Below are 21,484 nucleotides of genomic sequence, written 5' to 3'. Positions count from 1 at the left end.
TTCGTCACGGCGGTGAGGGCTTAAGCGGCCAGACGCTCAGACGCGGGCGCGTGCAACCGGATTTGTGGCGGTCTGCCGGGTACGGGTTGCCGCATCCGCGAGCCGCACGAGGCACATCATGAGGAAAAGCGCGGCGATCATGCCGCCTGTCGACACGACGATAGTGTGGACGGCCTCGTCGGGGGTTATGACGATACCGAGCTGGCGCGCGGCATAGAGGCCCGTGAGCCCACCCCAGAAAACGGCCGGTGCGAAAACGAACGCGAGGCTCTTGACGGGCAGCATGGCCCGCATCAGCACGAACGCCACCGCCGTCAGCGTGCCGATCAGCCAATAGCTCATGCTATCGGCCATGGCGATGGAGCGGACAACGTCGAGAATGGGCTCCAGAGACATCGCGTTCGACCTCGTGCTGGCTCTACAAGTCCCTGAGGGGAAGACGTTTCTAACATCCGATCGTTAACTCTTGATGAGGGCTGGGAGCGGCCGAAAACGGCGGCTGGCGGGGGGCCGGACCCCGTGCGGCCTGCGGCGCAAGCGACCCTTTGCTTGCGATCCCGCGACAAGCTCTTTATTGCAGTGCCAAAAAGTGCTTGAAACGGGGCGAAAGGTACGGGAGCCGGGCCCGCGGGGGCAGCAATCGGCCACGCCTTCCGATCCATCTTCTGCGTCAGGGAGAGACGAGAGCATGTCGAGCCAAAGCGCCGCTTCCAAGAGCAGCACCGCCAGTGATCTGGGTGCGCCCGCGGTTGTCGAAGCCAAGAAAGACCTCTACGAGATCGGCGAAATTCCGCCGCTCGGCCATGTGCCGAAGAATATGTACGCCTGGGCCATTCGTGCGGAGCGCCACGGCGAGCCCGACACGGCGATGCAGGTCGAGGTTCTCCCCACCTGGGAACTCGACAGTCACGACGTGCTGGTGCTCGTGATGGCCGCTGGCGTGAACTACAACGGCGTATGGGCCTCGCTCGGCACGCCGATTTCCCCGATCAACGACGTCCACAAGAACCCGTTTCACGTCGCGGGTTCCGACGCGTCGGGCATCGTTTGGGCTGTCGGCTCCAAGGTCAAGCGCTGGAAGGTCGGCGACGAAGTCGTCATCCACTGCAACCAGGACGACGGCGACGACGAGGAGTGCAACGGCGGCGACCCGATGTTCTCCACGAGCCAGCGCATCTGGGGCTACGAGACGCCGGATGGCAGCTTCGCCCAGTTCTGCCGCGTGCAGGATCGCCAGCTTCTGGAGCGTCCCAAGCACCTCACCTGGGAAGAGGCGGCTTGCTATACGCTGACGCTCGCCACCGCCTACCGCATGCTGTTCGGCCATCGTCCGCACGTGCTGCGTCCCGGCCATAACGTCCTCGTGTGGGGCGCTTCGGGCGGTCTCGGATCGTTCGCGGTGCAACTTTGCGCAACGTCCGGTGCCAATGCCATCGGCATCGTCTCCGAGGACGACAAGCGCGACTTCGTCATGCAGCTCGGCGCCAAGGGCGTAATCAACCGCAAAGACTTCAAGTGCTGGGGTCAGCTCCCCAAAGTCGGCAGCCCTGAATACAACGACTGGCTGAAGGAGATGCGCAGCTTCGGCAAGGCCATCTGGGATATCACCGGCAAGGGCGTGAACGTCGACATGGTGTTCGAGCACCCGGGCGAAGCGACGATCCCCGTCTCCGTGCAGGTGGTGAAGCGCGGCGGCATGGTCGTCATCTGCGCCGGCACCACCGGCTACAACCTCACCATGGATGCCCGCTATCTCTGGATGCATCAGAAGCGCGTTCAGGGCTCTCACTTCGCCAACCTCGCTCAGGCGAGCCAGGCCAACAAGCTCGTTGTGGAACGGCGCATCGACCCGTGCATGTCGGAGGTCTTCTCCTGGGCGCAGATCCCTAAGGCCCACATGCGCATGATGCGCAACGAGCACAAGCCGGGCAACATGGCGGTTCTCGTATCGGCTCCCACGACGGGCCTGCGGACGTTCGAGGATGTTCTGGAAGCGAGCCAGTCGCGCTTCGGCGCCGACTGAGCGCAAGCGTCACGACGATCTCATGAAACATGAAAAGCGCGGCACCTGTGCCGCGCTTTTTCATTGCGGCACGCGAAACATGCCGTTTCCGATCTGGCTCCATCGGATCGGAAAACGCTCTACGACACGTCGCCGTCGTGGGTCGGAAGCATGAAGTCGGGATGCGTGCCGTTCGCGAGCTTCTTGAATTCCATGATGCCTCGGTTGAGCTCCGCCCCCAGGATGATGATGACCGCCGTCACCTGGAAGAAGATCATCGCGATCATGAGCTGCGAAAGACCCGCATAGAAGCGCGCGTAATTGCTGATCGAGAGATAGTAGGAATAGAGGCCCGCGATCGTGAGCCACACCACCACCGAGAACACCACGCCCGGGAGCACATCCGACAAGCGGCGCTTGCCGGCTGCGAGCCAGAGATGAAACGCGAGAAGCTGCGCGCCGATCACGATGCCACCGAGCGTGTAGCGTGCGGTCGGTCCCAGCCAGGTGGAATCGAACAGGGTCTTGACCCATGAGGGCTCGATCATCTGCTGGGCGAATGCAGGTCCCACGACCACCGCCCATGTCAGCACCAGCATGGATGCCGCACTGACCAGAACGAGCAGCATGCTGAGGCCGAGGCAGGCGGGATACGAGCGCGTCTCGACGACGCGATAGGCGCCGTTGAGCGCGGCCCTCAGCGTTTCCACCGCGCTCGTGGCGAAGAACAGCGCGAGAAAGCCGCCGAACGTCAAAAGGTCGATGCGCGTGCGGCCCATGATGGCCTCCACCTGCGGCACCAGCGCTTCCGCCACGTCCTGCGGCAGGTTCTGGAACAACTGGTGAATGGCCTCGGCCGCAAGCTCGCGCCCGCCGAACAAGCCTGCGAGCCCGCCGAGAAAGATGCAGAACGGGAAGAGCGAGACCACGAACGCGAACGCCACCGCACCGGCCATGGCGAAGCCCGAGTGCTCGTAGAGCCGGTAAATGGCCGTGAATACGGTGCGAAGACGCTTCATTGGCGGGCGGTTCGGTGGTCGCTTGTGCAAGTCATGAGCGCGCACCCTAGCCATCGAGAGGCGCGAGGTCCATTGCGTCGGCTCAATTGTACGCGCGGAATCGGTTGGAGTTCCCGCATCGGGCTGGCGTTGCAGATGTCCCGAATGGTGCGATGCTGTGGCGCGCATGCCCGACTATGGCTTGACGGAGAGGCCCGGAAATTTGCAGATGACGTCCGGAAACGGCCGAACTGAAGAGGCTGGCGCGCGGACGGAATGTCGCGGAGCGCATCGATCGGAGGAATGGAACCCATGTCGACTGCTGAGCTCAAACCCGAAGGTGGCCTCCTTGCGGCAGGTCCTGCGCAGTTGATCGCGCGGACCGCTGAAGCCGCAGCCGCGGCCGACGGGGTGCTCGCCCTGGCGAAGCAGGGCGTCCGGGCCAGAGTCGCCGAGGCTGGCGGCGTCGATGCCGCGCAGCACGCAGCCCACGGCCTCGCATGGTTCGCCACCACCGTTGAAGCCTTGCGCCAGATGAACCTCTGGGCCGCACGCCTCAACGAAGAGGGCTCGTTCGGCGAGATCGAGCAGCTTCTGCTGCTGGCGGCCTTCGCGGAATATGGTGCACAGATCGCGGGCGGCATCCCGATGAGCCAGCTCGAAATCATTCGCCCGGACGCGCTGGGCATCCCGCGCGCCGCGATCCGCAAGTACGAGGACGAGATTGCCGACATCGTGGCCGAAGGCAGCTCGGAGACGCTCAAGGCCCGCCTCGCGGAATTGATCGAGCACGCGCAAGGCGCGACCACCTTCGGAAACTCCGGCCTCGACGAGACGATGGCCGCCATCCACGAGCAGATGCGCGACTTCTCGGAAGCCGAGGTTGTGCCGCACGCGCATGAGTGGCATCTCGCCAACGCCTACATCCCGATCGAGATCGTCAACAAGGTCGCCGAACTCGGCGTCTTCGGCCTCACGCTGCCGGAGGAGTACGGCGGTCTCGGCCTCGGAAAGCTCGCCATGTGCGTCGTCTCGGAAGAGCTGTCGCGCGGCTACATCGGCGTCGGCTCGCTCGGCACCCGCGCGGAGATCGCGGGCGAACTCATTCACAACAACGGCACGCCGGAGCAGAAGGAGAAGTATCTTCCCAAGATCGCCACCGGCGAATGGCTGCCGACGGCCGTGTTCACCGAGCCGAATACGGGTTCCGACCTTGCGTCCCTCAAGACGCGCGCCGTGAAGGAAGGCGACGTCTACAAGATCACCGGGCAGAAGACGTGGATCACGCATCCCGTGCGCGCCGACATAATGACCGTTCTCACGCGCACCAACCCGGACGAGAAGGGCTACAAGGGCCTCTCGATGTTCATTGCCGAGAAGCCGCGCGGCTCGGACGAGGACCCGTTCCCCGCCCCCGGCATGACGGGCGGCGAGATCGAGGTGCTCGGCTACCGGGGCATGAAGGAGTACGATATTTCTTTCGACGCGTTCGAAGTGCCGACCGAAAACCTGCTCGGCGGCGTCGAGGGGCAGGGCTTCAAGCAGCTCATGAACACCTTCGAAGGCGCGCGCATCCAGACGGCCGCCCGCGCAGTCGGCGTCGCCCAGTGCGCGATGGACCTCGCGCTTAAGTACGCGCTTGAGCGCAACCAGTTCGGCAAGCCGATCTACAAGTTCCCGCGCGTGGCGAACAAGGTCGTGATGATGGCGGTCGAGACCATGATCGCGCGCCAGCTCTCCTATTTCGCGGCTCGCGAGAAGGACGAGGGACACCGCTGCGATCTCGAAGCCGGCATGGCCAAGCTCTTGGGCGCCCGCGTCGCGTGGGCCAACGCGGACAACGCGCTCCAGATCCACGGCGGCAACGGCTTTGCGCTTGAATACCCCGTGAGCCGCGTGCTGTGCGACGCGCGCATCTTGAACATCTTCGAGGGCGCGGCCGAAATCCAGGCGCAGGTCATCGCGCGCCGTCTGCTCGAAGACAAGTAGGAGTGTGGGCGGCGGCTACATCACGAGACGTGGCGTGTTTGCCGAGCGGAGGATCTTGACGAATCCCTCGGCAATCTTGCTGCTGCTGTCGGCCTCGAAGTAGAGGTCGCCCGCGCAGGATTTCAGCACCCGCGAGACATCGTCCGCGCGTGTGCCGGGGTTGCCGAGTTGACTCGGCTGGCCGAGCGTCGCCATGTAGCCCCAGTCGTCCGGCATCGGGATATAAGGCGTGTGCAGAATGCCCACGCGGATGTTCCGGCTCTTCAGCGTCTCGCAGAACGACATATTGATGGGCGCGACCTCGGAACGGTACGACGGCTGATCGACCCAGAAGCGGCCCGGGTCCTGCACGCCGTCGGTTGCGAGAATGACGAGCTTCATGGGGCTTGCCGCGGTCGCGCCGCTTCCGCCCTGTCCGATGGCCGAGAGGACGGAGCCGATACCCTCGTTGAATTTCGTCGCGCCTTCTGTCTTGCCCGACATGGCGGGCGCGGCAGGCAGGTTCCAGCGAAGCTGAGACCGGCTCGCTGTCATCGTTTGCTTGCGGTTGTAGTAGGTATCGAAAGACCAGATCGAAGCCTGAATCGATTTTGCGTCCGGATCGAGTTCGTCGAACTCGTCGATCATCTTCTTGATGCCGGCATTGATCGCATCGTAGCGCAGCGTGATGCCCATGGCCTTCGCGTAAAGATAGGAATTCGCGTAACCTTTTACGGGTGCGTTATCGTGGCAGGCGAACGCGCAGCCGATCTGGCTCTTCAGCAACGCCTGTTCGCGGGCATCGGCCCCGATGGCCATGGAGCCGGACGTGTCGATGAGAAGCGTGACTTCCATAAAGGGCAGGATCGCGGACGAGGCGACGGCATGTCCGTTGATGGTCATTTCGTTGAAGCCGAAAAGGGGCAGCAGGTGGGGGCGAAAGGTCGCCGTATAGGTGACGGAGGACGTAATCTGACCGTTATCGAAGGTCACCGAGACGTTCGCCGCCCCATCGATGCCCGAAAGGCCGGCCATCTGAACGGCGAAGAAATTGGAAGCGCGGTCCTTCGCAGATGCGAGGGCCGTTTCGGCATTGCCACCGCCCGGGCCGCCGTCGAGAAGCGCCAGCCGGGCCGTTGACACACCCGCGAGCGAAGCGGAATCTGTAATGGCGTCGATCTTGGCTTTCGTGCTGTAGGCGCCGCCGGCATCGATGGCCAGGCCGATGAAGAGCAGGAGACCGAGCAACGACGCCGCAAACGGAATCGCCACGCTTCCGTCCCCACGTTCGAGGAAGCGCACGCACAAGGCGCGGGCAGGGACGCGGAAAGAAATCAGCGTGCGGATGAAGTGCGATGGCCCAAAGGTATTCATCATGACGGATATCATTCGTAGACAGATAAACAGCAAACGTATCAATGATGTGAAACGTAGGATGGCAGTCTGAACGTTGCATTAATCGTCCCCCGATCAATCCTTATTCGGAACCCGAAATGAAATCAGTTCACGCCTCGATTGCTGCCGCTTCACTGCTATGCCTTGCGTCCCTTCTCTCGCCCGTCCACGCGTATGAAGACGGACTTCCGGGTGCCGAGGTTTTCGAGGCGGACCCTGGCCGCACGTGGCTCTCCCACTGCGAGTTCCAGCACGATCGCTACATGGTCTGTAAACACGGCGCGAAGCCGGTGATCGATGCGATTTCAAATCCCGAGCAGCCCGGTGCGCCCGGCCCCGCGCTGCAGGAGCACGTGCGCGAGATCTTCGAAAAGAAAGGCTGCACGTTTGCAGCGCCCGCCAATGCCTTCCGCGTGAACGGCATCTTCCTCTCTTTCGATGCGGAAAAGGGTGCAGAGATCAAATGCGAAGGGAAGCCGTCGGCGCTCGTGTTCACACCTCAAGGCGCGAGCTTTCTCGATACGCTCTATTTCTATTTTCAAGGCCCGCCGCAATAGCCGTGCTTTCCTTTCCCGGCCGCTCCCGTTAAATGCGGGAGCATGACCCGTTCGATCCTCATCACCGGCTGCTCGTCCGGTATCGGCCTCGCCTCCGCGCGTCTCATGAAGGAGCGCGGCTGGCGCGTGCTTGCGACGGCCCGCAAAGCGGAGGATCTCGCGATGCTCGAACGCGACGTGGGCGTCACGCCCATTGCGCTCGATCTTGCGGATCCGGTCTCCATTTCCCAGGCTGCGGACGAGGCGTTGCGCATCACGGACGGCCGCCTGACGGCGCTGTTCAACAACGGCGCTTACGGTCAGGTCGGCGCGGTCGAGGACATAACGCCCGAGTGCTTGCGGCGCCAGATCGAGGTCAACGTGATCGGCACGCACGATCTCACGCGGCGCCTCATCCCGGCCATGCGCGCTGAAGGCGAAGGCCGTATCGTGCAATGCTCGTCGGTGCTGGGTTTCGTGTCGGTGCCCTATCGCGGCGCCTACTGCGCGTCGAAGTATGCGCTCGAAGCGCTCAGCGATGCCTTGCGTTACGAGCTTACGGGCAGCGGCATCCGCGTCTCCGTTATTCAGCCGGGGCCGATCCGCACGTGCTTCGTCCCAACCGCGCTCGCAAACTTTCGCGCGAGCGTCGATATCGAGGGTTCGCCTCATCGCGAGACGTACGTCCGGCGCCTTGCCGCGATGGAGCAGGGCGGAAAGTCCACATTCAAGCTGGAGCCGGAAGCGGTGGCCTGGAAGCTCGTCCACGCAGTCGAAAGCGCGCGGCCCAAGCGGCGCTACAAGGTGACGGTGCCGACGTATATCGCCGCTGCCGCGAAGCGCGCGCTTCCCCCGCCGCTCGCCGACTGGCTCATCCAGAGAATTTGAACGGACCGCGCAAGCGCCCTCAGTCGGCGCGCCGGGCCTTGTGCACGAGGCCCGTCTCGCAACCTGCCCGGAACTCTGCGTTCGTAATCTTGCCGTCGCCGTTGACATCGACGGCGGCGAAGTCCGGCACGTAGGGTTGGGCCTGGTCCCGTCCGAGATCGCTCCGCCCCGCGGCCAGATTCCAGATGGCGCGGCAGTCGTCGAGGCTCAGCACGGAGCCCGCCGCACCGCCTTTGTCTGTCGCGTGCGCCGCAAGGCCTCCGAGCACGAGAGCGAACCACACCATAAACATCCGCGTGATCATTGAGCACCTCCCGTAAGAAAACGCGTTTCATTCAAAGAGCTAAGAGCGTTGGCTGCGGCCTGCCGTGATTGCGCCCATCATAAAGAGTCAGCATGTGGCGAATATGCCTCATGTTTGTGCAGTAGCCTCCGTACACGGCCGGAAGACGTCGAAGAACCGATCGGCCGCAACAGGGGAGACTTCCATGGACCTTATCACGGCACTTGCGGTCAGCATCGGCCTGCTTGGCGGTGTTGCGACCTACCTTTTCCTGTCACCGTTCGGCTTCGGCCTTCAGATCTGGGCCGCCTTCATCGCCTGGGCCAGCTTCTATCATGCAGGCGGCGGCACGAGCGGCTTCACGTCGAGCGTTCTCGCAAACCTGTGGGGCGTGCTCTGGGGCGCGATCACGCTCATCGCGATTACGCAGACGGGATACGGGAGCACACTCGGGCTTCCCCTCTGGGCCGCCATTTGCGTTGCGATTGGTGTTGCGCTGATGATCCTCGGCGCAAAAATCTCGCCGTTCTCCGCCATTCCGGCTCAGGTCTACGGCTTTGCTTCGACGGTCGCGTTCACGCTGCTCACGAACACCGCGTTCGCGTTGACGCGTCCCGACTTGTCGAACCCGGCAATCGTCATCGCTTCGTCGATGGTGGTCGGCGCGGTGTTCGGCCTCGTCTCGCAGAAGCTCGCGGGCGCGCTCACGAAGTCCTGAGCCCGGTCTAACTAAAGAGATGGAGCGTTTTCCGATCCGATGATCGGAAAACGCTCCATGTCCCTCACGGCCGGCAGATCGCTCAAGGCCCGATGGGTTTGAACTCCGGCGCCTTGTCCGGGACCACCCACAGATGCACGGCCCGGCCCTCGACGATCTCCGTCCTGTCCGGCGTCCACTCGCCCATGCCGAAATTGTAGGAGAGGATGCGCGTACCGGGCGCGAGCTTCAACAGCTCGGGACGCAGCTTCAAATTGATGGACGTGAGCAGGAACAGCGTGATCACCGTCGCGTCGCCAAGCTCCGTCTCGAACAGGTCCTGCTCCTTGAACACGACCTTGTCGGCGACGCCGGCTTGCTCGGCATTCTCGGTGGCCTTCGCGACCAGGTCTGGATTGATGTCCACGCCTTCCGCCCGGATGCCGTAGCGCTTGGCCGCCGTAATGGGGATGCGACCGTCCCCCGATCCGAGATCGATGAGCACATCGCCCTCTTTGAGATCCGCCATCTCCAGCATGACGTCGACGGCCGCTTGCGGCGTCGGAAAATAGAGCACTTCGGGCGGATGCGCCGTGTTCGCAGGTGCGCTGACGACGGCACCCGCCGCGAGTGCGCAAAAGAGAGCGACTGCTGTGAACGGGGATCGAAACGACACGCGACACTCCTCTGCCGGGAAGCGGGGAGTATAGACCATGATCGCTTCAGGCCCTATCAGCCTGAAGCGTGAATCATCGGTCTGACGAAAGAGACCATGATCGCTTCAGGCCCTATCAGCCTGAAGCGATCATGGTCTCATCGAAAACGTAGAGCGTCCGATTCCATCGGATCGGACGCTCTACGAGACTAATTCGCGAAGCGGAAGTGGAGCACATCCCCGTCGGCGACGACATACTCCTTGCCTTCGAGGCGCATTTTTCCCGCTTCCTTCGCGCCCGTCTCGCCGCCGAGCGTCACGTACTCGTCGTACCCGATGGTTTCGGCGCGAATGAAGCCCTTCTCGAAGTCGGTATGAATGACGCCGGCCGCCTGCGGGGCCTTGGTGCCGCGCACGATGGTCCACGCGCGCGCTTCTTTAGGGCCGACGGTGAAATAGGTCACGAGATCCAGAAGCCGGTAACCCGCGCGGATCAGGCGGTCGAGGCCGGGCTCCGAAAGCCCCATGGACTCGAGGAACTCCGCACGATCCTCAGGCGGAAGACCGGAGAACTCGGATTCGATCTTCGCCGAAATCACGACGGATGCCGCACCCTCCGCTTGCGCCCGCTCCGCGACCTTCGCGGAGTGCGCGTTTCCACTCGCCGCGGACGCTTCGTCGACGTTGCAGACGTAAAGCACCGGCTTCGACGTGATGAGCTGAAGCCCCGTGAAGATCGCGCGCTCTTCCGGCGTGATATCGGCAAAGCGCGCAGGCCGGCCGTCGCGCAGCGGGGCGAGCGCTTTCTCCATCACGGCGAGCTGCGCCTTTGCGTCCTTGTCGCCGCCTTTGGCCTTTTTCTCGACCGTTGCGATGCGCCGTTCGAGGCTCTCCATGTCGGAGAGCATCAGCTCGGTCTCCACCACTTCGGCGTCGGCCAGGGGGTCGATGCGGTTCTCGACATGCGTGATGTCGTCGTCCTCGAAGCAGCGCAACACGTAGGCGATGGCATCCATCTCGCGGATATGCGCGAGAAACTTGTTGCCGAGACCTTCTCCCTTGGAGGCGCCGCGCACGAGGCCCGCGATGTCGACGAAGGTGAGGCGCGTCGGAATGATCTCCTTGGAGCCTGCGATCTCGGCGAGCTTGGCGAGCCGCTCGTCAGGCACGCCGACCTCGCCCACGTTGGGCTCGATGGTGCAGAACGGATAGTTCGCCGCTTCTGCCGCGGCCGTCGCCGTCAACGCGTTGAAGAGGGTGGACTTGCCGACGTTCGGCAGGCCCACGATGCCGCATTTGAAACCCATGGGAGAAAGCCTTCGTGATGGTCGCGAAACCGCGGGCGTGAGCCGTGCTCCGCGAGAGGCCGGCTGGCCTCTTGAGATCGAATACCGTTGCCGGGCGATTACACCGGAGCGCCGCGCCGATCAATGCCGAACGGCGCCGCGGCCAGTGGGCGGGACGTCGAAACGCGCCCAATCGCCCGCAAACCTTCACGTTCAGCGGATCTTTTCCAGCTCGAACGTCGAATAGTTGGCGGGCTTCGGCAGCCTGTCTTGGCCGCTCATGGCGTCCGACAGCGCTTCCGCGAGGATGGCGCCCTCCTCCACGTCCTTCACCGCGATCACCATGAACGGACGCTGCCAGTCGGTCGCGTCCTGGCCGCGCTGGCTTCTCAGTTCGCGATACTGCCCGAGGTTCAAGGCCGAGATCGGAATGGCGGTATCCGGAACGACCTCGGAAACGAACGCGGCCGTACGCTGGGCTCGACGCCCGGCGCGTGCCTTTTCCACGGCCGCGCTGCCCTCCTGCGAGGCCGTGCCCACAGCGATGATCTCGCGCGCGCCCGCAAGCCCGTCGCGCACCTCCTGATCGAGGACGTCACGCGTCACTTCCGCGCCCGAGATCACCCGGCCGTCGCGTTCGAGTTGGTCGGAGCTTCCGCGCACCCACAAATATTGGTTCTTGGCGACGACGACGTCGAAGGTCGCGCGCCGGCCAAACGTGTCATGGCCTTCGATCTCGAAAATCATCGTGCCGCGCGTCTGGCGCACCGGCTCGACGAGCGGCGCCACTTCGACCGGCGTATAGGGTTCCGCATAAGGATCGATGACGACGTTGTGCGCTATCACAGCAGCGGTCGTCACCGCAGCAGTCGCCGTAAGCGCGGTCGCGACGCCCGCATTGGTCTGGAAGAACGAGGCGAACCACGTGTACCAGTCCTGCCAGCTCCGGATGCGGTCGAACCATTTATAGGTTCGCCACGCTCCGCGCGCGCGTCTGCGCCGCTTTTCCTTGGCGTCTTCGATGTCGGCAGTCATGCGGCGCCCCCCTCATGAACTCCAGACCATGATCGCTTCAGGCCCTATCAGCCTGAAGCGTGAATCATCGGTCTAACTCAAGAGACCATGATCGCTTCAGGCCCTATCAGCCTGAAGCGTGAATCATCGGTCTAACTCAAGAGACCATGATCGCTTCAGGCCCTATCAGCCTGAGGCGTGAATCATCGGTCTCCTCAAAGATCCAGAGCGTCTTCCGATCCGATCTCATCGGAAGACGCTTTGGATACGGGTATAGCCCAGATTTCCATTGGAAACGAGACGGCGCTATTCGCTGGGCTTGCGGCCCGCGAGCCATTTCTTGAGGTTTTCCGCCAGCGCGTTTGCGCTTTTTCCCGCCCGTTCGCCGCGAGGATGCGAGCGGGCCTTGGGCTGCGCGGCTGGCGCATCGCCGTCGCCCTTATCGACGTCTTTTCCCGTCTTGCCGTCTTTCCTCGGATCGGCGGGTTCTCCGATCTCGCGCGCCACGTCCGTGAGAAAGCGGGATTGGTCGTCGCGCACGAGGCGCGGCGCGGCTTTCGCGATGGCGCCGAGCAGCGGCTCCAGCCATTCCTGGTCCGCTTTCGCGAAATCGGACAGTACCCAGCGGGCGACGAGTTCGCGCACGCCGGGATGGCCGACGCCGATCCGCACGCGCACATAGTCGTTGCCGATGTGAGCCGACATCGACCTCAAGCCGTTGTGGCCCGCGTTACCGCCGCCCGTCTTGATTTTGAGTTTGCCGGGCGCGAGATCGATCTCGTCGTAGAAAACGACGATGTCCTTTTCGGCGATCTTGAGAAAGCGCGCGGCTTCGCCGACAGCCCGGCCGCTCTCGTTCATATAGGTCTGGGGCTTAAGCAGCAGCACCTTCTCGCCACCGATCTCGCCGTCGGCCGCGAGACCTTGAAACTTGCGCTTCCAAGGGCCGAAGCCATGCGCGTCCGCAATGGCGTCTGCCGCCATGAACCCGACGTTGTGCCGGTTACGGGCGTATTCGTTGCCGGGATTTCCGAGGCCGACGAAAAGCTTCATGGAAGGGCCTCAACAAAAAAGGCCGACACCCCCGTGACGGATGCCGGCCTCTCGCTTCGTGGCTTACTTCTTCGCAGCCGGAGCCTTGGCAGCGGCCGGAGCTGCCTTGCCACCTGCAGCAGGCGCCTTGCCGCCAGCTGCAGCCTTGGCGTCGGCTGCCGGCGCGCCTTCGGTGGCCGACGCGCTTTCGTCTTCCTTCTTGGCGCCCGCAACGGTGGCAACCGTGAAGTCGCGATCCTGGATGACCGGGCTGACACCCTCTGGCATCGCGATCGACGAGATGTGGATCGAGCGGCCGATATCGAACCCGTCGAGATTGACCTCGAACTGCGCGGGAATGCGATCGTAGGGGCAGAACACCTCGATCTCGTGGCGCACGATGTTGAGGACGCCACCGCGCTTGAGGCCCGGTGAAAGCGCGTGGTTCGTGAAGTGCACGGGCACCGCGACGCGAATGATGCCGTCCTTGGCGATGCGCAGGAAATCGACGTGGATCGGGTGATCCTTCACCGGATCGACCTGCACGTCTCGCGGAATGACGAGGATCTCTTTGCTGTCGACGGTGATTTTGATCACGGTCGAGGTGAAATGACCCTTGATATACTGCTTCCACAGATCGTTGCCGTTGATGGCGATGGTCTCGGGGGGCTCCCCGGAACCATAGATGACTGCGGGAACGTTCCCTTCCCGGCGAGCTTGGCGTGCGGCCCCCTTGCCTGCACGCGGGCGCGCCGTGGCTTTGAACTCGATGGTCTCTGCCATGGCATTTTCTCCAATGAAAAAAGGGCCTTGAGCGGCCCATGTCACTGCCTGCGGCCTCCAAGGGTGCCGGACAGGTCTCACGCGTTTGCTTGAGATCGGCGGGTTATAGCCGTGGCGGAGAAGCTTGGCAATCGCCGTTCCGCCGCTGAAGCTGGCCGTCAAGTGGGCCAAATCGTACGTAAAAGTCTGGAATTGGACGGGGAGGGTGCGCCCGCCGCCGTTCGATGGCTATGGGCCAAACGGCGCTTCAATTCGTATTCGAAGCTACATAGGCTACGGTCGGCAAGACTTATGACGATTCCCGAGAACGAGATGACCCGTAAACTGAGCAAGCGCCGTCCGGCGCAGGAGCACGACAAGCTGATCTTCACGGCACTCCGCGAAAGCGCGCGGCCGGTGTCGGCCTACGAGATCATCGACCATCTCCGCGACCGCGCCTCGCTGGCGCCGCAGACGGTCTATCGCTCGCTCGACCGCCTGATCGCGTCTGGCTCGGCGCACCGTCTCGAGTCGCTCAATGCCTTCGTGGCCTGCTGCCATACGTCCGAGCATGAGGGCGCAGCAGTGTTCGCCATCTGCGACGACTGCGGCACCGTTTCCGAGTTTTCCGAACCGCGCGCGGTTGAGGCGCTCGCCGCATGGGCCAAACGCGCCAAATACACGGTGCGCGCCATGACATTGGAACTGCGCGGGCGCTGCTCGGCCTGCTCGGCTAAGGCGTCCTGACCCGCACTCCGCAACAAAAAAGGCGCGTGTCCGGCGTTCGGCCACGCGCCTTTGTCTATCTGCAAGACGGCGAACGGATCAGGCGGCCCGCACCTTGCGCGCCGGTGCGTTGGAACGCGACTTCGATGCCTTGCCGCGCCGGTGCGTCCTGACCACAACCTCGCCCGCCTCGAAGGCCTCCTTGAGCACGGAGACCGTCCGCTGCGGGTCCGCACTGCCGCTCATGAACACGTCGAGCGCAGCATAACCCTCGGCGGGCCAGCTATGGATCGAGATGTGGCTCTCGGCCAGCACGGCAACGCCCGTGATGCCGCCGGTCGGCTCAAGCGGTTGAAGGTGAAGATGGAGAAGTGTCGCGCCCGCGGCTTCCACGCAGCGCTTCAGCGTTCGTTCGACATGCCCGACATCGTCGAGCCGCTTGCCGCCGTAAAGGTCGACAAGCAAATGCTTGCCACCCGCTGGGGCAGTCCCTTGATCCTCACCAGTGCCCATTGTAACGGTGCGCGACACGCGCGCGGGCACACGAAATTCTTCCTTTTGGGCGGGGCTTGAACGAGTCAAGTCCATCCCCAATTGGAAGAGGGTGTCATTAAAGGCCATATGACCCTCCCCAACCAGCAGATAGATGTGACCCGTCCGCTCCTTACCTGGGGGTTTGGGGATCTTGTCCTTGACCTTAAGGGCAGGTGGTCGAACGGAGACAGCTGATATGAGGCAACAGCCCCCCTCCCGCAAGTAGAAAGTGCCCCCTCGACTTCAAAAAATGATGGCCGTGTTGTCGCGGCGTTTGAGCGTGAAGATTTAGGCGTCGAACAACGCGCATGAACCTGGATCGTGACGGCTATCGCGGTCCGAGGAACTGCTCCAGCAGCTTCTTGCCCGTCTGCCGCGCGTTTCCGCGGGCCTCCCCGTCGCTACCCAGCAATCCGTCGACGATCTCGTTCGCGTTCTTGCCCTTGAACTGCTTTCCCAGTTCGCGGATCGCGCCAACGGCTTGATCGGGATCGGCCACCAACCCTGAAAGATCGGGCGCAAACTTCGGATCGTCCCAGGGACCCGTTACGCGAACCGGGATTTCGAGGCCTGACAAGTCTGCCGCGCCGCCTTGCCCCGAGAGGCTGGCGACCAATCGCGGCTTCAGCGTGTAGTCCACCTCGCGCTGAGGCAGGAGCGCACGCCCCGAACCCGTGAGACGCAGAAGGGGGCTCGTGAGCCTGAGATCCTGGTTCTCCGCGACACCGGCGGTCACGGTCCAGGTGGACGTCAACGCGCTGAAGTCCGTCTTGTCGGTCGGGGCCGTTGCGAGCCCGCCGAGATTTCCGCGGCTGAGGTTGCGCAGCATTTCTCCCACGTTGACGCCGAGCACCGCGCCGTCCTCGAAAGCGAACTCGATGCGGCCTGCGAGCGTCTCGACGATCTCGCGCTCGCTCGTCCCGTCGCCTGTCAGGACGACGCCGAGGCGGCCTTTGCCGGTGAGCTTGTCGATGTCGGCTGCATCCTTGAGAAGCGGCAGCGCCTCGATGCCTTCCGTCTTGAGGTCGACGCCGAGGCGCGCCCTGGCTCCGGCCGATCCATCGAGCATCACCGTGCCGCGCCCCACGCCGCCGTAGAGGCGCACCTCGTTGAGCGTCGTCGTCATGACGCGGTTCTTGATCAGCACTGTGAGATCGGACTGGTCGAGCCGGATCGTGTCGACCGTGAGATGGGCAATGGAGAGCTTCGCGTCGGCATCGAGCCGCCCGAGCCCGTCGAGATCGATCGGATCGTTGCTCCACCCCGCACGAGCGGTATAGCCCTGCACGCGCGGCCCGGGAGGCGCCGGCTCGGTGCGTTCGAGAATATCGTCGATCGAGTTCGCGTCCGTTTCGCGCGGGCGCGGCGCCGGTGCCGCCTGCCCGCCCTTGGACCGATAGAGGTTGAGGTCCAGCTCGCTGAGCTTGAGATTGGCTTTGACGAACGGTCTCATGCCGCGCGTGTCGAGGCTCAATTCGCCGTGCGCGGTGGTGCGGTCGAGCACGATCTCCGCGTTTGAGAAGGTGAACTGCTCGCGCGTGCCGCGCAGAAGGCCCTTGGCGGACAGCTGTCCGAAACCATCGGAAGGGCTGAGGTCGGTCCCGAACCACGCGAAAAGATCGCGCGCGGAAGGCGAGGTCGCCGAAAGAATGCCCTCCGTCAGCAGCGCGTCCTGAAGTGTCGCTGAGCCCTCGAACGTGGCCTCGGCCGCATCGGAGGCGAGCGCCACCTTGAGTTTGGCAGGTTGGTTGGCAAGGAACTCGGCAAGCGAGGTCAGCGTGCCGTCGAAGCGCACGGTGCGCCCCTTCCACGCCAGGCTGCCGTCTGCGTTGAGCGGTTGGGTGAGGGCCGCAACCGCGAGCGAAACGTTGATCGCCGAAAGCTCGGCGCCGCCTCCCGTCAGCGCGTTGTGATAGGTGAGCGCGCCGTTGTCGATGCGCACGTCGTCGAGTGCGAGATCTCCAACGCGGAAGTTGGAACCGCGCGGCGTGGTATCGGATACGGGTGCCGCAAAGCCCGGATCGGCGTCCGAGATCGGTGCTCCCGTATTGGCTTGTGCGAAACGGACTGCCGCCGGCGCCCCGTCATGTGCGGCGAACTCCCACGAGCGCCGCCCGTCGGCATCGACTGCGAGGTGGAAGACGGGATCGCGCAGCGCGAGCTTTTGAACGCGCACCTCGCGTTGGAACAGGGGCCACAGCGCGACGCTGACGTCGAGCGCGCTCATTTTGACGAGCGGCGCCGCATCCTCGAAGCCGGGCCCGCCCGAGAGCGATACGTCGCCGAGCGAGATCCCGACCGACGGGAACACCGTAAAGGATGCCGGACCCGCGATCACGAGATCACGTCCCGTCCGCTCTTTGACGGCGACGATAATGCGGTCGCGCACAAAGCCGGCGGGCAGCGTGAACATCGCGATCGCAATGGCGCCGGCGGCCATCGCCATCAGGCCGAGCAGCGCATAGAGCATCATCGTCGCGACGCTGGGGCGTTGAGGCTGGGGCGGCGGTGTGCGCCGCGCCTGGGGGGGAGACGGTCTGTGCTGGCCTTGAGGCGGGTATCCGCCCTGGGGAGCGTAACCGCCCTGCGGCGGAAGCGAACCGGGATGGCCCTGCGGGTGCCCATGATGAGCGTGCGCCGGGCCCCCGGACGCGGCGGCTGGGACATTCCCCCGGGCCGCTCCTCTGCGGGACGATAGCTATCCAGTCTTGGTGGCCGCCCCGGAGGCGGATTTCTGCTCGTCATCGGCTCCTGACTTTCAGGCAGTTGGCCAGCTTTTGTGGCCACGCACGGCCGCAACCTTAAGCCCCTACGCAACAAATGTGTCAGGGCGCGGCCGGTTTTGCGCCCGCTCAGCCACGTTTATCCACGTGTTGCGGGCAGCGGGCCACCACGGACGTGGATCTCGATTTTACGGTCATCTGCAACTTATGCGGGCGGGGGAAGCGGTGAGGGGTCGGTTGGATTTTATGGACTAGGTCAACGAATCGCCAAGTCTTTTTCCAGTTGATGTTTCCCCGTTTCGCCACGTTCGGGTCTGCATTTCGACACCCGACTCAGTCATAAATGCAACCTATGAGTGAAAAAGGTCGTCTTCTTCGTCCTCTCTCGTCCGCCGTTCTGTTTCTGGTCGCGGCGGGCTTGCTCGCGCTTCCCTCGGCGGTTTCCTCCCGCACGGCCGACACCGCTGAAAGCGAAACGTCCGTGGTCAGTGGCCGCGCCAAGGTCCTCGACGGCGATACCATCGAGATCGCGGGCACGCGCATCCGGCTCGAAGGCATCGACGCTCCCGAAAGTGCGCAGATGTGCAGCCGGAAGGGAACGGGGCTCTGGCCGTGCGGCAAGGACGCGACGGAGCACCTGAAGCGCATGACGAGCGGTCGCCATGTCGCGTGCGATGATGTCGGCGAGGATCGCTATGGCCGCACGTTGGGCTGGTGCACCGTGGACGGCCTCGACATCAACGCCGAAATGGTCCGCAGCGGCTTCGCCTGGGCTTTCGTCAGATATTCGACGCGCTATGTGGCCGCTGAGCGGGAAGCGCGCAGCGCCGAAGCCGGAATCTGGCAGGGCGAAGCCGAGCCCGCCTGGGCCTTCCGCGAGCGGCGCCGCAATGCGCGCGTCCGCGATCGGGGTTGAGCCTGCGGCGGTCGATGCCGCTCGTTACTCACGATAACGGACGGATTGACTTCCTCCGGACCCGGAGAGACAGTCGGCCGCGCCGGGAGAATATCCCGCGTGCGTTGCCATTAGTCTTTTCGGTTCGGGTCGAGAGAAGGGAAGCGTCCCCATGGTCCGCCGTTCGGCATTGTCGTCCGTTTTGCTCGCTGCCCTCATCGTCACGGCGTCGGGAACATATGCGTCCGCGGGCGAGAGGTGGGACGAGATCCATGCCGAAGCCTTCGGCGCACGCACGATTCACGACGGCCGCGGCATCGTCGCGCTCACCGCGCCCTATCGCCCCGACGATGTCCGCAGCGTGCCGCTCTCGGCCGAGATCGCGTTGAAGGACGGACGCACCGTTCGCGCGGTCTCGTTCATCGTCGACGAGAACCCGGCACCCGTGGCCGCCGTCTTCCGCCTTGGCGAGGCGCGCAGCGAGATCCGCCTTGCCACCCACATTCGTCTCGATCAGCAGTCGGACGTGCGTGTCGTGGTGGAGGCGAGCGACGGCGCGCTCTACATGGTCGAGCAATTCGTCAAGTTTGCCGGTGGGCAGGCATCGTGTTCCGCGCCGCCGATGGGTGATCCGGACGAGATCGCAGCCAACATGGGGAAGATGAACCTCACGCCCGTCGGCGCGCAGCCCACCGGCTCCCGGCAGGCCGCACGCGCACGCTTTGAGCTCAACCACCCCAACCACACCGGCATGGTGCTCGATCAGATCACGCTGCACTACACGCCGTTGCGGATGGTGTCGCGTATCGAGGTCCGGCAAGGCGACGTGCTGATGTTCGAAATGACCGGCTCGATCACGCTCGCGCAGAACCCGGTTGTCGAGTTCGACTATACGACCGGCAGCGCGGCCGAATTGGTGATCACGGCCGAGGACACGGACGGTGCCGCATGGACGCAGCTCTTTCCGATCGGGCCCGCAGGTTGAACGGCTGATAACGTTATTCGGCCCTTTACCGTGCATCGCGGCACCGCGCGAACGGACATTTCTATTTTCCTGCACGCCCAGAAACGCCAAGGAACCAAAGCTCCGTGGTGTGCGTTCATTCGCCGTCTAAGAAAAACCGTGGAACGTGGGAGTTGGTTCTTTATGGGCAATCTGCTGCACTGGGCCGTGGTTTTTCTCGTGGTTGCACTTGTCGCGGCGTTTCTCGGCTTCGGCGGTGTTGCCGGTACGGCAATGGAAGGTGCGCGTCTCCTCTTCTGGGTCGCGATCGTCTTCCTCGTCGTTTCGCTCGTCCTCGGACTTATCCGTCGCGGAGCGGGCTGACGACGCCTCTAAGCGCCGACACGACAGCTTCGATCTCATGAACCTTGCCGCTCGGCGATGAGCCGGCGCGCACCGGCATGGCTCGAAGCCACAGGAACCACGGTGAAGAACCGATAACAGACAATAACAGACACAGGAGTTCGCCATGAACTGGGACCGTATCGAAGGCAACTGGAAGCAGTTTTCGGGCAAGGTCAAGGAGCGGTGGGGCAAGCTCACCGACGACGATCTGACCGTGGTCAACGGGCGTCGTGAGCAGCTCGAAGGCAAGATCCAGGAGCGCTATGGCTACGGCAAGGATCAGGTCAAGAAGGAGCTCGATGACTGGTCGAACTCGCTCTGATAACAAAAACAGATCCGGCATTAAGCCGGGCGCAAAACAACTTTCAGCCGGTGCGCGGATTGCGCGCCGGCTTTTTGCGGTAAGGCCCCTGCGATGAATGTCGCAATCAGCCGCCGGGGAAGGAAATCAGGATCTTCATGCGCACGAGATCCGGGAAATAAGCTTCGAGCCCTTTGCCGGCGAAATAGAGAATGACGCCGAGAAGGATCAGCGCCGGAATGGCGGCCAGCACGGCCTTGAGAAAGAACGCCGCAAGCTTGACAAACGGCACCTCGAACCGTTGCACGGAAGCCGGGATCGGATCGTCGCCATAGGCAACCGGCGGAATGGAGCGCGCAAGATAGGGGGGCGGCTCGCCCAGCGAGTCGAGCGAGGGGCCATCGCGCTCACGCGTCTCGCGGGCCTTGCGCTCGCGCGCTTCCCGGTCGCGCAACGCGCGCTCACGTCTCAACGTGCGCGGGAGGTCGTCGAAATCGCTGTCCGCCGCCAGCGCAAAGTTTGCATCCGTCATATCGGGTCCTTGACTAGAAAAAGGCCGTGAAAGCCTTGTACGCGGGCCCTTCCCCAGGCGCGTTCTCCTATCCTCTGGCCGAGGTTATTGTTAAGTTGCGCCGCGATTTTGACGGGGAGGTGTTCGTGAGGGGACTTAAAGATTTGATCCGGACGATTCCGGATTATCCGAAGCCGGGCATCATGTTTCGCGACGTGACGACTTTGCTGGGAGACGCCAAGGGCTTGAAGACGGCCGTTGCCGCGATGGCGGAACCGTTCGAAGGAGAACGCGTGGATGCGGTCGCCGGAATAGAGGCGCGGGGCTTCATTCTGGGTGGCGCCATCGCGGACCGGCTCGGCTGCGGGTTTATCCCGATCCGCAAGAAGGGCAAGCTGCCGTGGAAGACGATCGGCCAGGAGTACACGCTCGAATACGGCGTCGACGTGATCGAAATCCACGAGGATGCGCTCGCGCCGGGTCAACGCGTGCTCATCGTCGATGACCTGATCGCGACGGGCGGCACGGCGGACGCGGCCGTGAAGCTTCTGCGCCGCTCGAAGGGCGAGATCGTCGGCGCAACCTTCATCATCGATCTTCCCGAGCTCGGCGGGCTTGAGCTTGTGAAGAGCCATGGCATTCCCTGTCACGCATTGGTTGCGTTCGACGGGCATTGAGCAGAGGCCGCATGGGTTTGACGGCGGACGAGCTTCGCACGTCTCTGGAGGTCATCGCCGCATGGCGGAGCGATCCCGACGCGGCTCACCCCTGCCCCCGGTGCAGCGCGCCTGGCCTGGCTCTGGCCGACCGCTCTGCCCGGCCCTATGCGGAATGGTATCACCTCGCGTGTGCCGGGTGCGGTCTCGACGAGACGATCCATATCCCGCTGGGATCGCCGACGTTGGGCGATGCCGACTGAGACGGAAAATG

Annotated in this window: 24 protein-coding genes; 12 read left to right on the top strand and 12 right to left on the bottom strand. The window is 63.6% G+C overall.

Going from position 1 to position 21,484, the window contains the following annotated elements:
* Positions 1 to 36: 36 nt before the first annotated feature.
* Positions 37 to 396: a hypothetical protein gene (locus tag W911_RS16925; RefSeq protein ID WP_023788769.1), complete on the bottom strand. Its 360-nt coding sequence runs from the start codon at positions 394 to 396 to the stop codon at positions 37 to 39.
* Between the two features lie 292 nt (positions 397 to 688).
* On the opposite strand from W911_RS16925, the gene ccrA reads away from it, so the two are divergent.
* Complete coding sequence (gene ccrA / locus W911_RS16920; RefSeq protein WP_023788768.1) at positions 689 to 2,023, top strand: crotonyl-CoA carboxylase/reductase; 1,335 nt, start codon at positions 689 to 691, stop codon at positions 2,021 to 2,023.
* Between the two features lie 119 nt (positions 2,024 to 2,142).
* Here ccrA and W911_RS16915 read toward each other — a convergent pair whose 3' ends face one another.
* Complete coding sequence (locus tag W911_RS16915; protein ID WP_023788767.1) at positions 2,143 to 3,021, bottom strand: YihY/virulence factor BrkB family protein; 879 nt, start codon at positions 3,019 to 3,021, stop codon at positions 2,143 to 2,145.
* 291 nt (positions 3,022 to 3,312) lie between these two features.
* On the opposite strand from W911_RS16915, the gene W911_RS16910 reads away from it, so the two are divergent.
* Complete coding sequence (locus W911_RS16910) at positions 3,313 to 4,989, top strand: acyl-CoA dehydrogenase family protein (RefSeq protein ID WP_041316736.1); 1,677 nt, start codon at positions 3,313 to 3,315, stop codon at positions 4,987 to 4,989.
* A gap of 15 nt (positions 4,990 to 5,004) precedes the next feature.
* Here W911_RS16910 and W911_RS16905 read toward each other — a convergent pair whose 3' ends face one another.
* Positions 5,005 to 6,345, bottom strand: a complete 1,341-nt coding sequence (locus W911_RS16905) for a pilus assembly protein TadG-related protein (protein ID WP_158412883.1) — start codon at positions 6,343 to 6,345, stop codon at positions 5,005 to 5,007.
* A gap of 116 nt (positions 6,346 to 6,461) precedes the next feature.
* Between W911_RS16905 and W911_RS16900 the strand changes: the two genes are divergently transcribed.
* Together W911_RS16900 and W911_RS16895 are read left to right on the top strand one after the other, a co-directional pair.
* On the top strand, positions 6,462 to 6,920 hold the full coding sequence (locus tag W911_RS16900; protein ID WP_023788764.1) for a hypothetical protein: 459 nt from the start codon (positions 6,462 to 6,464) through the stop codon (positions 6,918 to 6,920).
* Positions 6,921 to 6,962: 42 nt separating this feature from the next.
* Positions 6,963 to 7,787: an SDR family NAD(P)-dependent oxidoreductase gene (locus tag W911_RS16895; protein ID WP_023788763.1), complete on the top strand. Its 825-nt coding sequence runs from the start codon at positions 6,963 to 6,965 to the stop codon at positions 7,785 to 7,787.
* 19 nt (positions 7,788 to 7,806) lie between these two features.
* Here W911_RS16895 and W911_RS16890 read toward each other — a convergent pair whose 3' ends face one another.
* A complete protein-coding gene (locus W911_RS16890) occupies positions 7,807 to 8,091 on the bottom strand; it encodes an EF-hand domain-containing protein (protein ID WP_023788762.1) in 285 nt (94 codons plus the stop codon).
* Positions 8,092 to 8,275: 184 nt separating this feature from the next.
* Between W911_RS16890 and W911_RS16885 the strand changes: the two genes are divergently transcribed.
* Positions 8,276 to 8,788: a DUF1097 domain-containing protein gene (locus W911_RS16885; RefSeq protein ID WP_023788761.1), complete on the top strand. Its 513-nt coding sequence runs from the start codon at positions 8,276 to 8,278 to the stop codon at positions 8,786 to 8,788.
* An 82-nt stretch (positions 8,789 to 8,870) separates the two neighbouring features.
* Here W911_RS16885 and W911_RS16880 read toward each other — a convergent pair whose 3' ends face one another.
* The 5 genes from W911_RS16880 to W911_RS16860 all read right to left on the bottom strand — a co-directional run bounded on the left by W911_RS16880 (position 8,871) and on the right by W911_RS16860 (position 13,537).
* On the bottom strand, positions 8,871 to 9,443 hold the full coding sequence (locus tag W911_RS16880) for an SAM-dependent methyltransferase (protein ID WP_041316733.1): 573 nt from the start codon (positions 9,441 to 9,443) through the stop codon (positions 8,871 to 8,873).
* Positions 9,444 to 9,631: 188 nt separating this feature from the next.
* Entirely contained in the window at positions 9,632 to 10,729 is a 1,098-nt protein-coding gene (gene ychF, locus W911_RS16875; RefSeq protein ID WP_023788759.1) for a redox-regulated ATPase YchF, read from the bottom strand.
* A gap of 192 nt (positions 10,730 to 10,921) precedes the next feature.
* On the bottom strand, positions 10,922 to 11,743 hold the full coding sequence (locus W911_RS16870; protein WP_023788758.1) for a hypothetical protein: 822 nt from the start codon (positions 11,741 to 11,743) through the stop codon (positions 10,922 to 10,924).
* Positions 11,744 to 12,028: 285 nt separating this feature from the next.
* Complete coding sequence (gene pth, locus W911_RS16865) at positions 12,029 to 12,775, bottom strand: aminoacyl-tRNA hydrolase (RefSeq protein WP_023788757.1); 747 nt, start codon at positions 12,773 to 12,775, stop codon at positions 12,029 to 12,031.
* Positions 12,776 to 12,838: 63 nt separating this feature from the next.
* Positions 12,839 to 13,537: a 50S ribosomal protein L25/general stress protein Ctc gene (locus W911_RS16860; protein WP_023788756.1), complete on the bottom strand. Its 699-nt coding sequence runs from the start codon at positions 13,535 to 13,537 to the stop codon at positions 12,839 to 12,841.
* A gap of 312 nt (positions 13,538 to 13,849) precedes the next feature.
* Here W911_RS16860 and W911_RS16855 point away from each other — a divergent pair, with 312 nt between their 5' ends.
* The gene (locus W911_RS16855; protein ID WP_041319285.1) at positions 13,850 to 14,263 is read left to right on the top strand and encodes a Fur family transcriptional regulator; all 414 of its coding nucleotides are present in this window, start codon (positions 13,850 to 13,852) and stop codon (positions 14,261 to 14,263) included.
* Positions 14,264 to 14,341: 78 nt separating this feature from the next.
* Here the strand turns inward: W911_RS16855 and speD are convergent, their stop codons facing one another.
* Positions 14,342 to 14,707, bottom strand: a complete 366-nt coding sequence (speD, locus tag W911_RS16850; protein WP_341872099.1) for an adenosylmethionine decarboxylase — start codon at positions 14,705 to 14,707, stop codon at positions 14,342 to 14,344.
* A 397-nt stretch (positions 14,708 to 15,104) separates the two neighbouring features.
* A complete protein-coding gene (locus tag W911_RS16845) occupies positions 15,105 to 17,246 on the bottom strand; it encodes an AsmA family protein (protein ID WP_210163469.1) in 2,142 nt (713 codons plus the stop codon).
* A gap of 605 nt (positions 17,247 to 17,851) precedes the next feature.
* Between W911_RS16845 and W911_RS16840 the strand changes: the two genes are divergently transcribed.
* From W911_RS16840 to W911_RS16825, 4 genes are all read left to right on the top strand, one after another.
* Positions 17,852 to 18,415, top strand: coding sequence for a thermonuclease family protein (locus tag W911_RS16840; protein ID WP_051388575.1), 564 nt, complete (start codon positions 17,852 to 17,854; stop codon positions 18,413 to 18,415).
* Between the two features lie 151 nt (positions 18,416 to 18,566).
* A complete protein-coding gene (locus W911_RS16835; protein WP_023788751.1) occupies positions 18,567 to 19,379 on the top strand; it encodes a quinoprotein dehydrogenase-associated SoxYZ-like carrier in 813 nt (270 codons plus the stop codon).
* Between the two features lie 162 nt (positions 19,380 to 19,541).
* On the top strand, positions 19,542 to 19,721 hold the full coding sequence (locus W911_RS16830) for a DUF1328 domain-containing protein (protein ID WP_023788750.1): 180 nt from the start codon (positions 19,542 to 19,544) through the stop codon (positions 19,719 to 19,721).
* Between the two features lie 145 nt (positions 19,722 to 19,866).
* Entirely contained in the window at positions 19,867 to 20,064 is a 198-nt protein-coding gene (locus W911_RS16825; protein ID WP_023788749.1) for a CsbD family protein, read from the top strand.
* 106 nt (positions 20,065 to 20,170) lie between these two features.
* Here W911_RS16825 and W911_RS16820 read toward each other — a convergent pair whose 3' ends face one another.
* The gene (locus W911_RS16820; protein ID WP_023788748.1) at positions 20,171 to 20,575 is read right to left on the bottom strand and encodes a hypothetical protein; all 405 of its coding nucleotides are present in this window, start codon (positions 20,573 to 20,575) and stop codon (positions 20,171 to 20,173) included.
* Between the two features lie 119 nt (positions 20,576 to 20,694).
* On the opposite strand from W911_RS16820, the gene W911_RS16815 reads away from it, so the two are divergent.
* Together W911_RS16815 and W911_RS16810 are read left to right on the top strand one after the other, a co-directional pair.
* Positions 20,695 to 21,231, top strand: coding sequence for an adenine phosphoribosyltransferase (locus tag W911_RS16815; RefSeq protein WP_425277594.1), 537 nt, complete (start codon positions 20,695 to 20,697; stop codon positions 21,229 to 21,231).
* Between the two features lie 11 nt (positions 21,232 to 21,242).
* Entirely contained in the window at positions 21,243 to 21,473 is a 231-nt protein-coding gene (locus W911_RS16810) for a hypothetical protein (protein WP_023788746.1), read from the top strand.
* Positions 21,474 to 21,484: the final 11 nt, after the last annotated feature.

Origin of the sequence: Hyphomicrobium nitrativorans NL23 (assembly GCF_000503895.1) — a bacterium.
GTDB classification, from domain to species: domain Bacteria; phylum Pseudomonadota; class Alphaproteobacteria; order Rhizobiales; family Hyphomicrobiaceae; genus Hyphomicrobium_C; species Hyphomicrobium_C nitrativorans.
The sequence above is the reverse complement of the archived record's forward strand: the minus strand, read 5'-3'. Positions and strand labels throughout refer to the sequence as shown.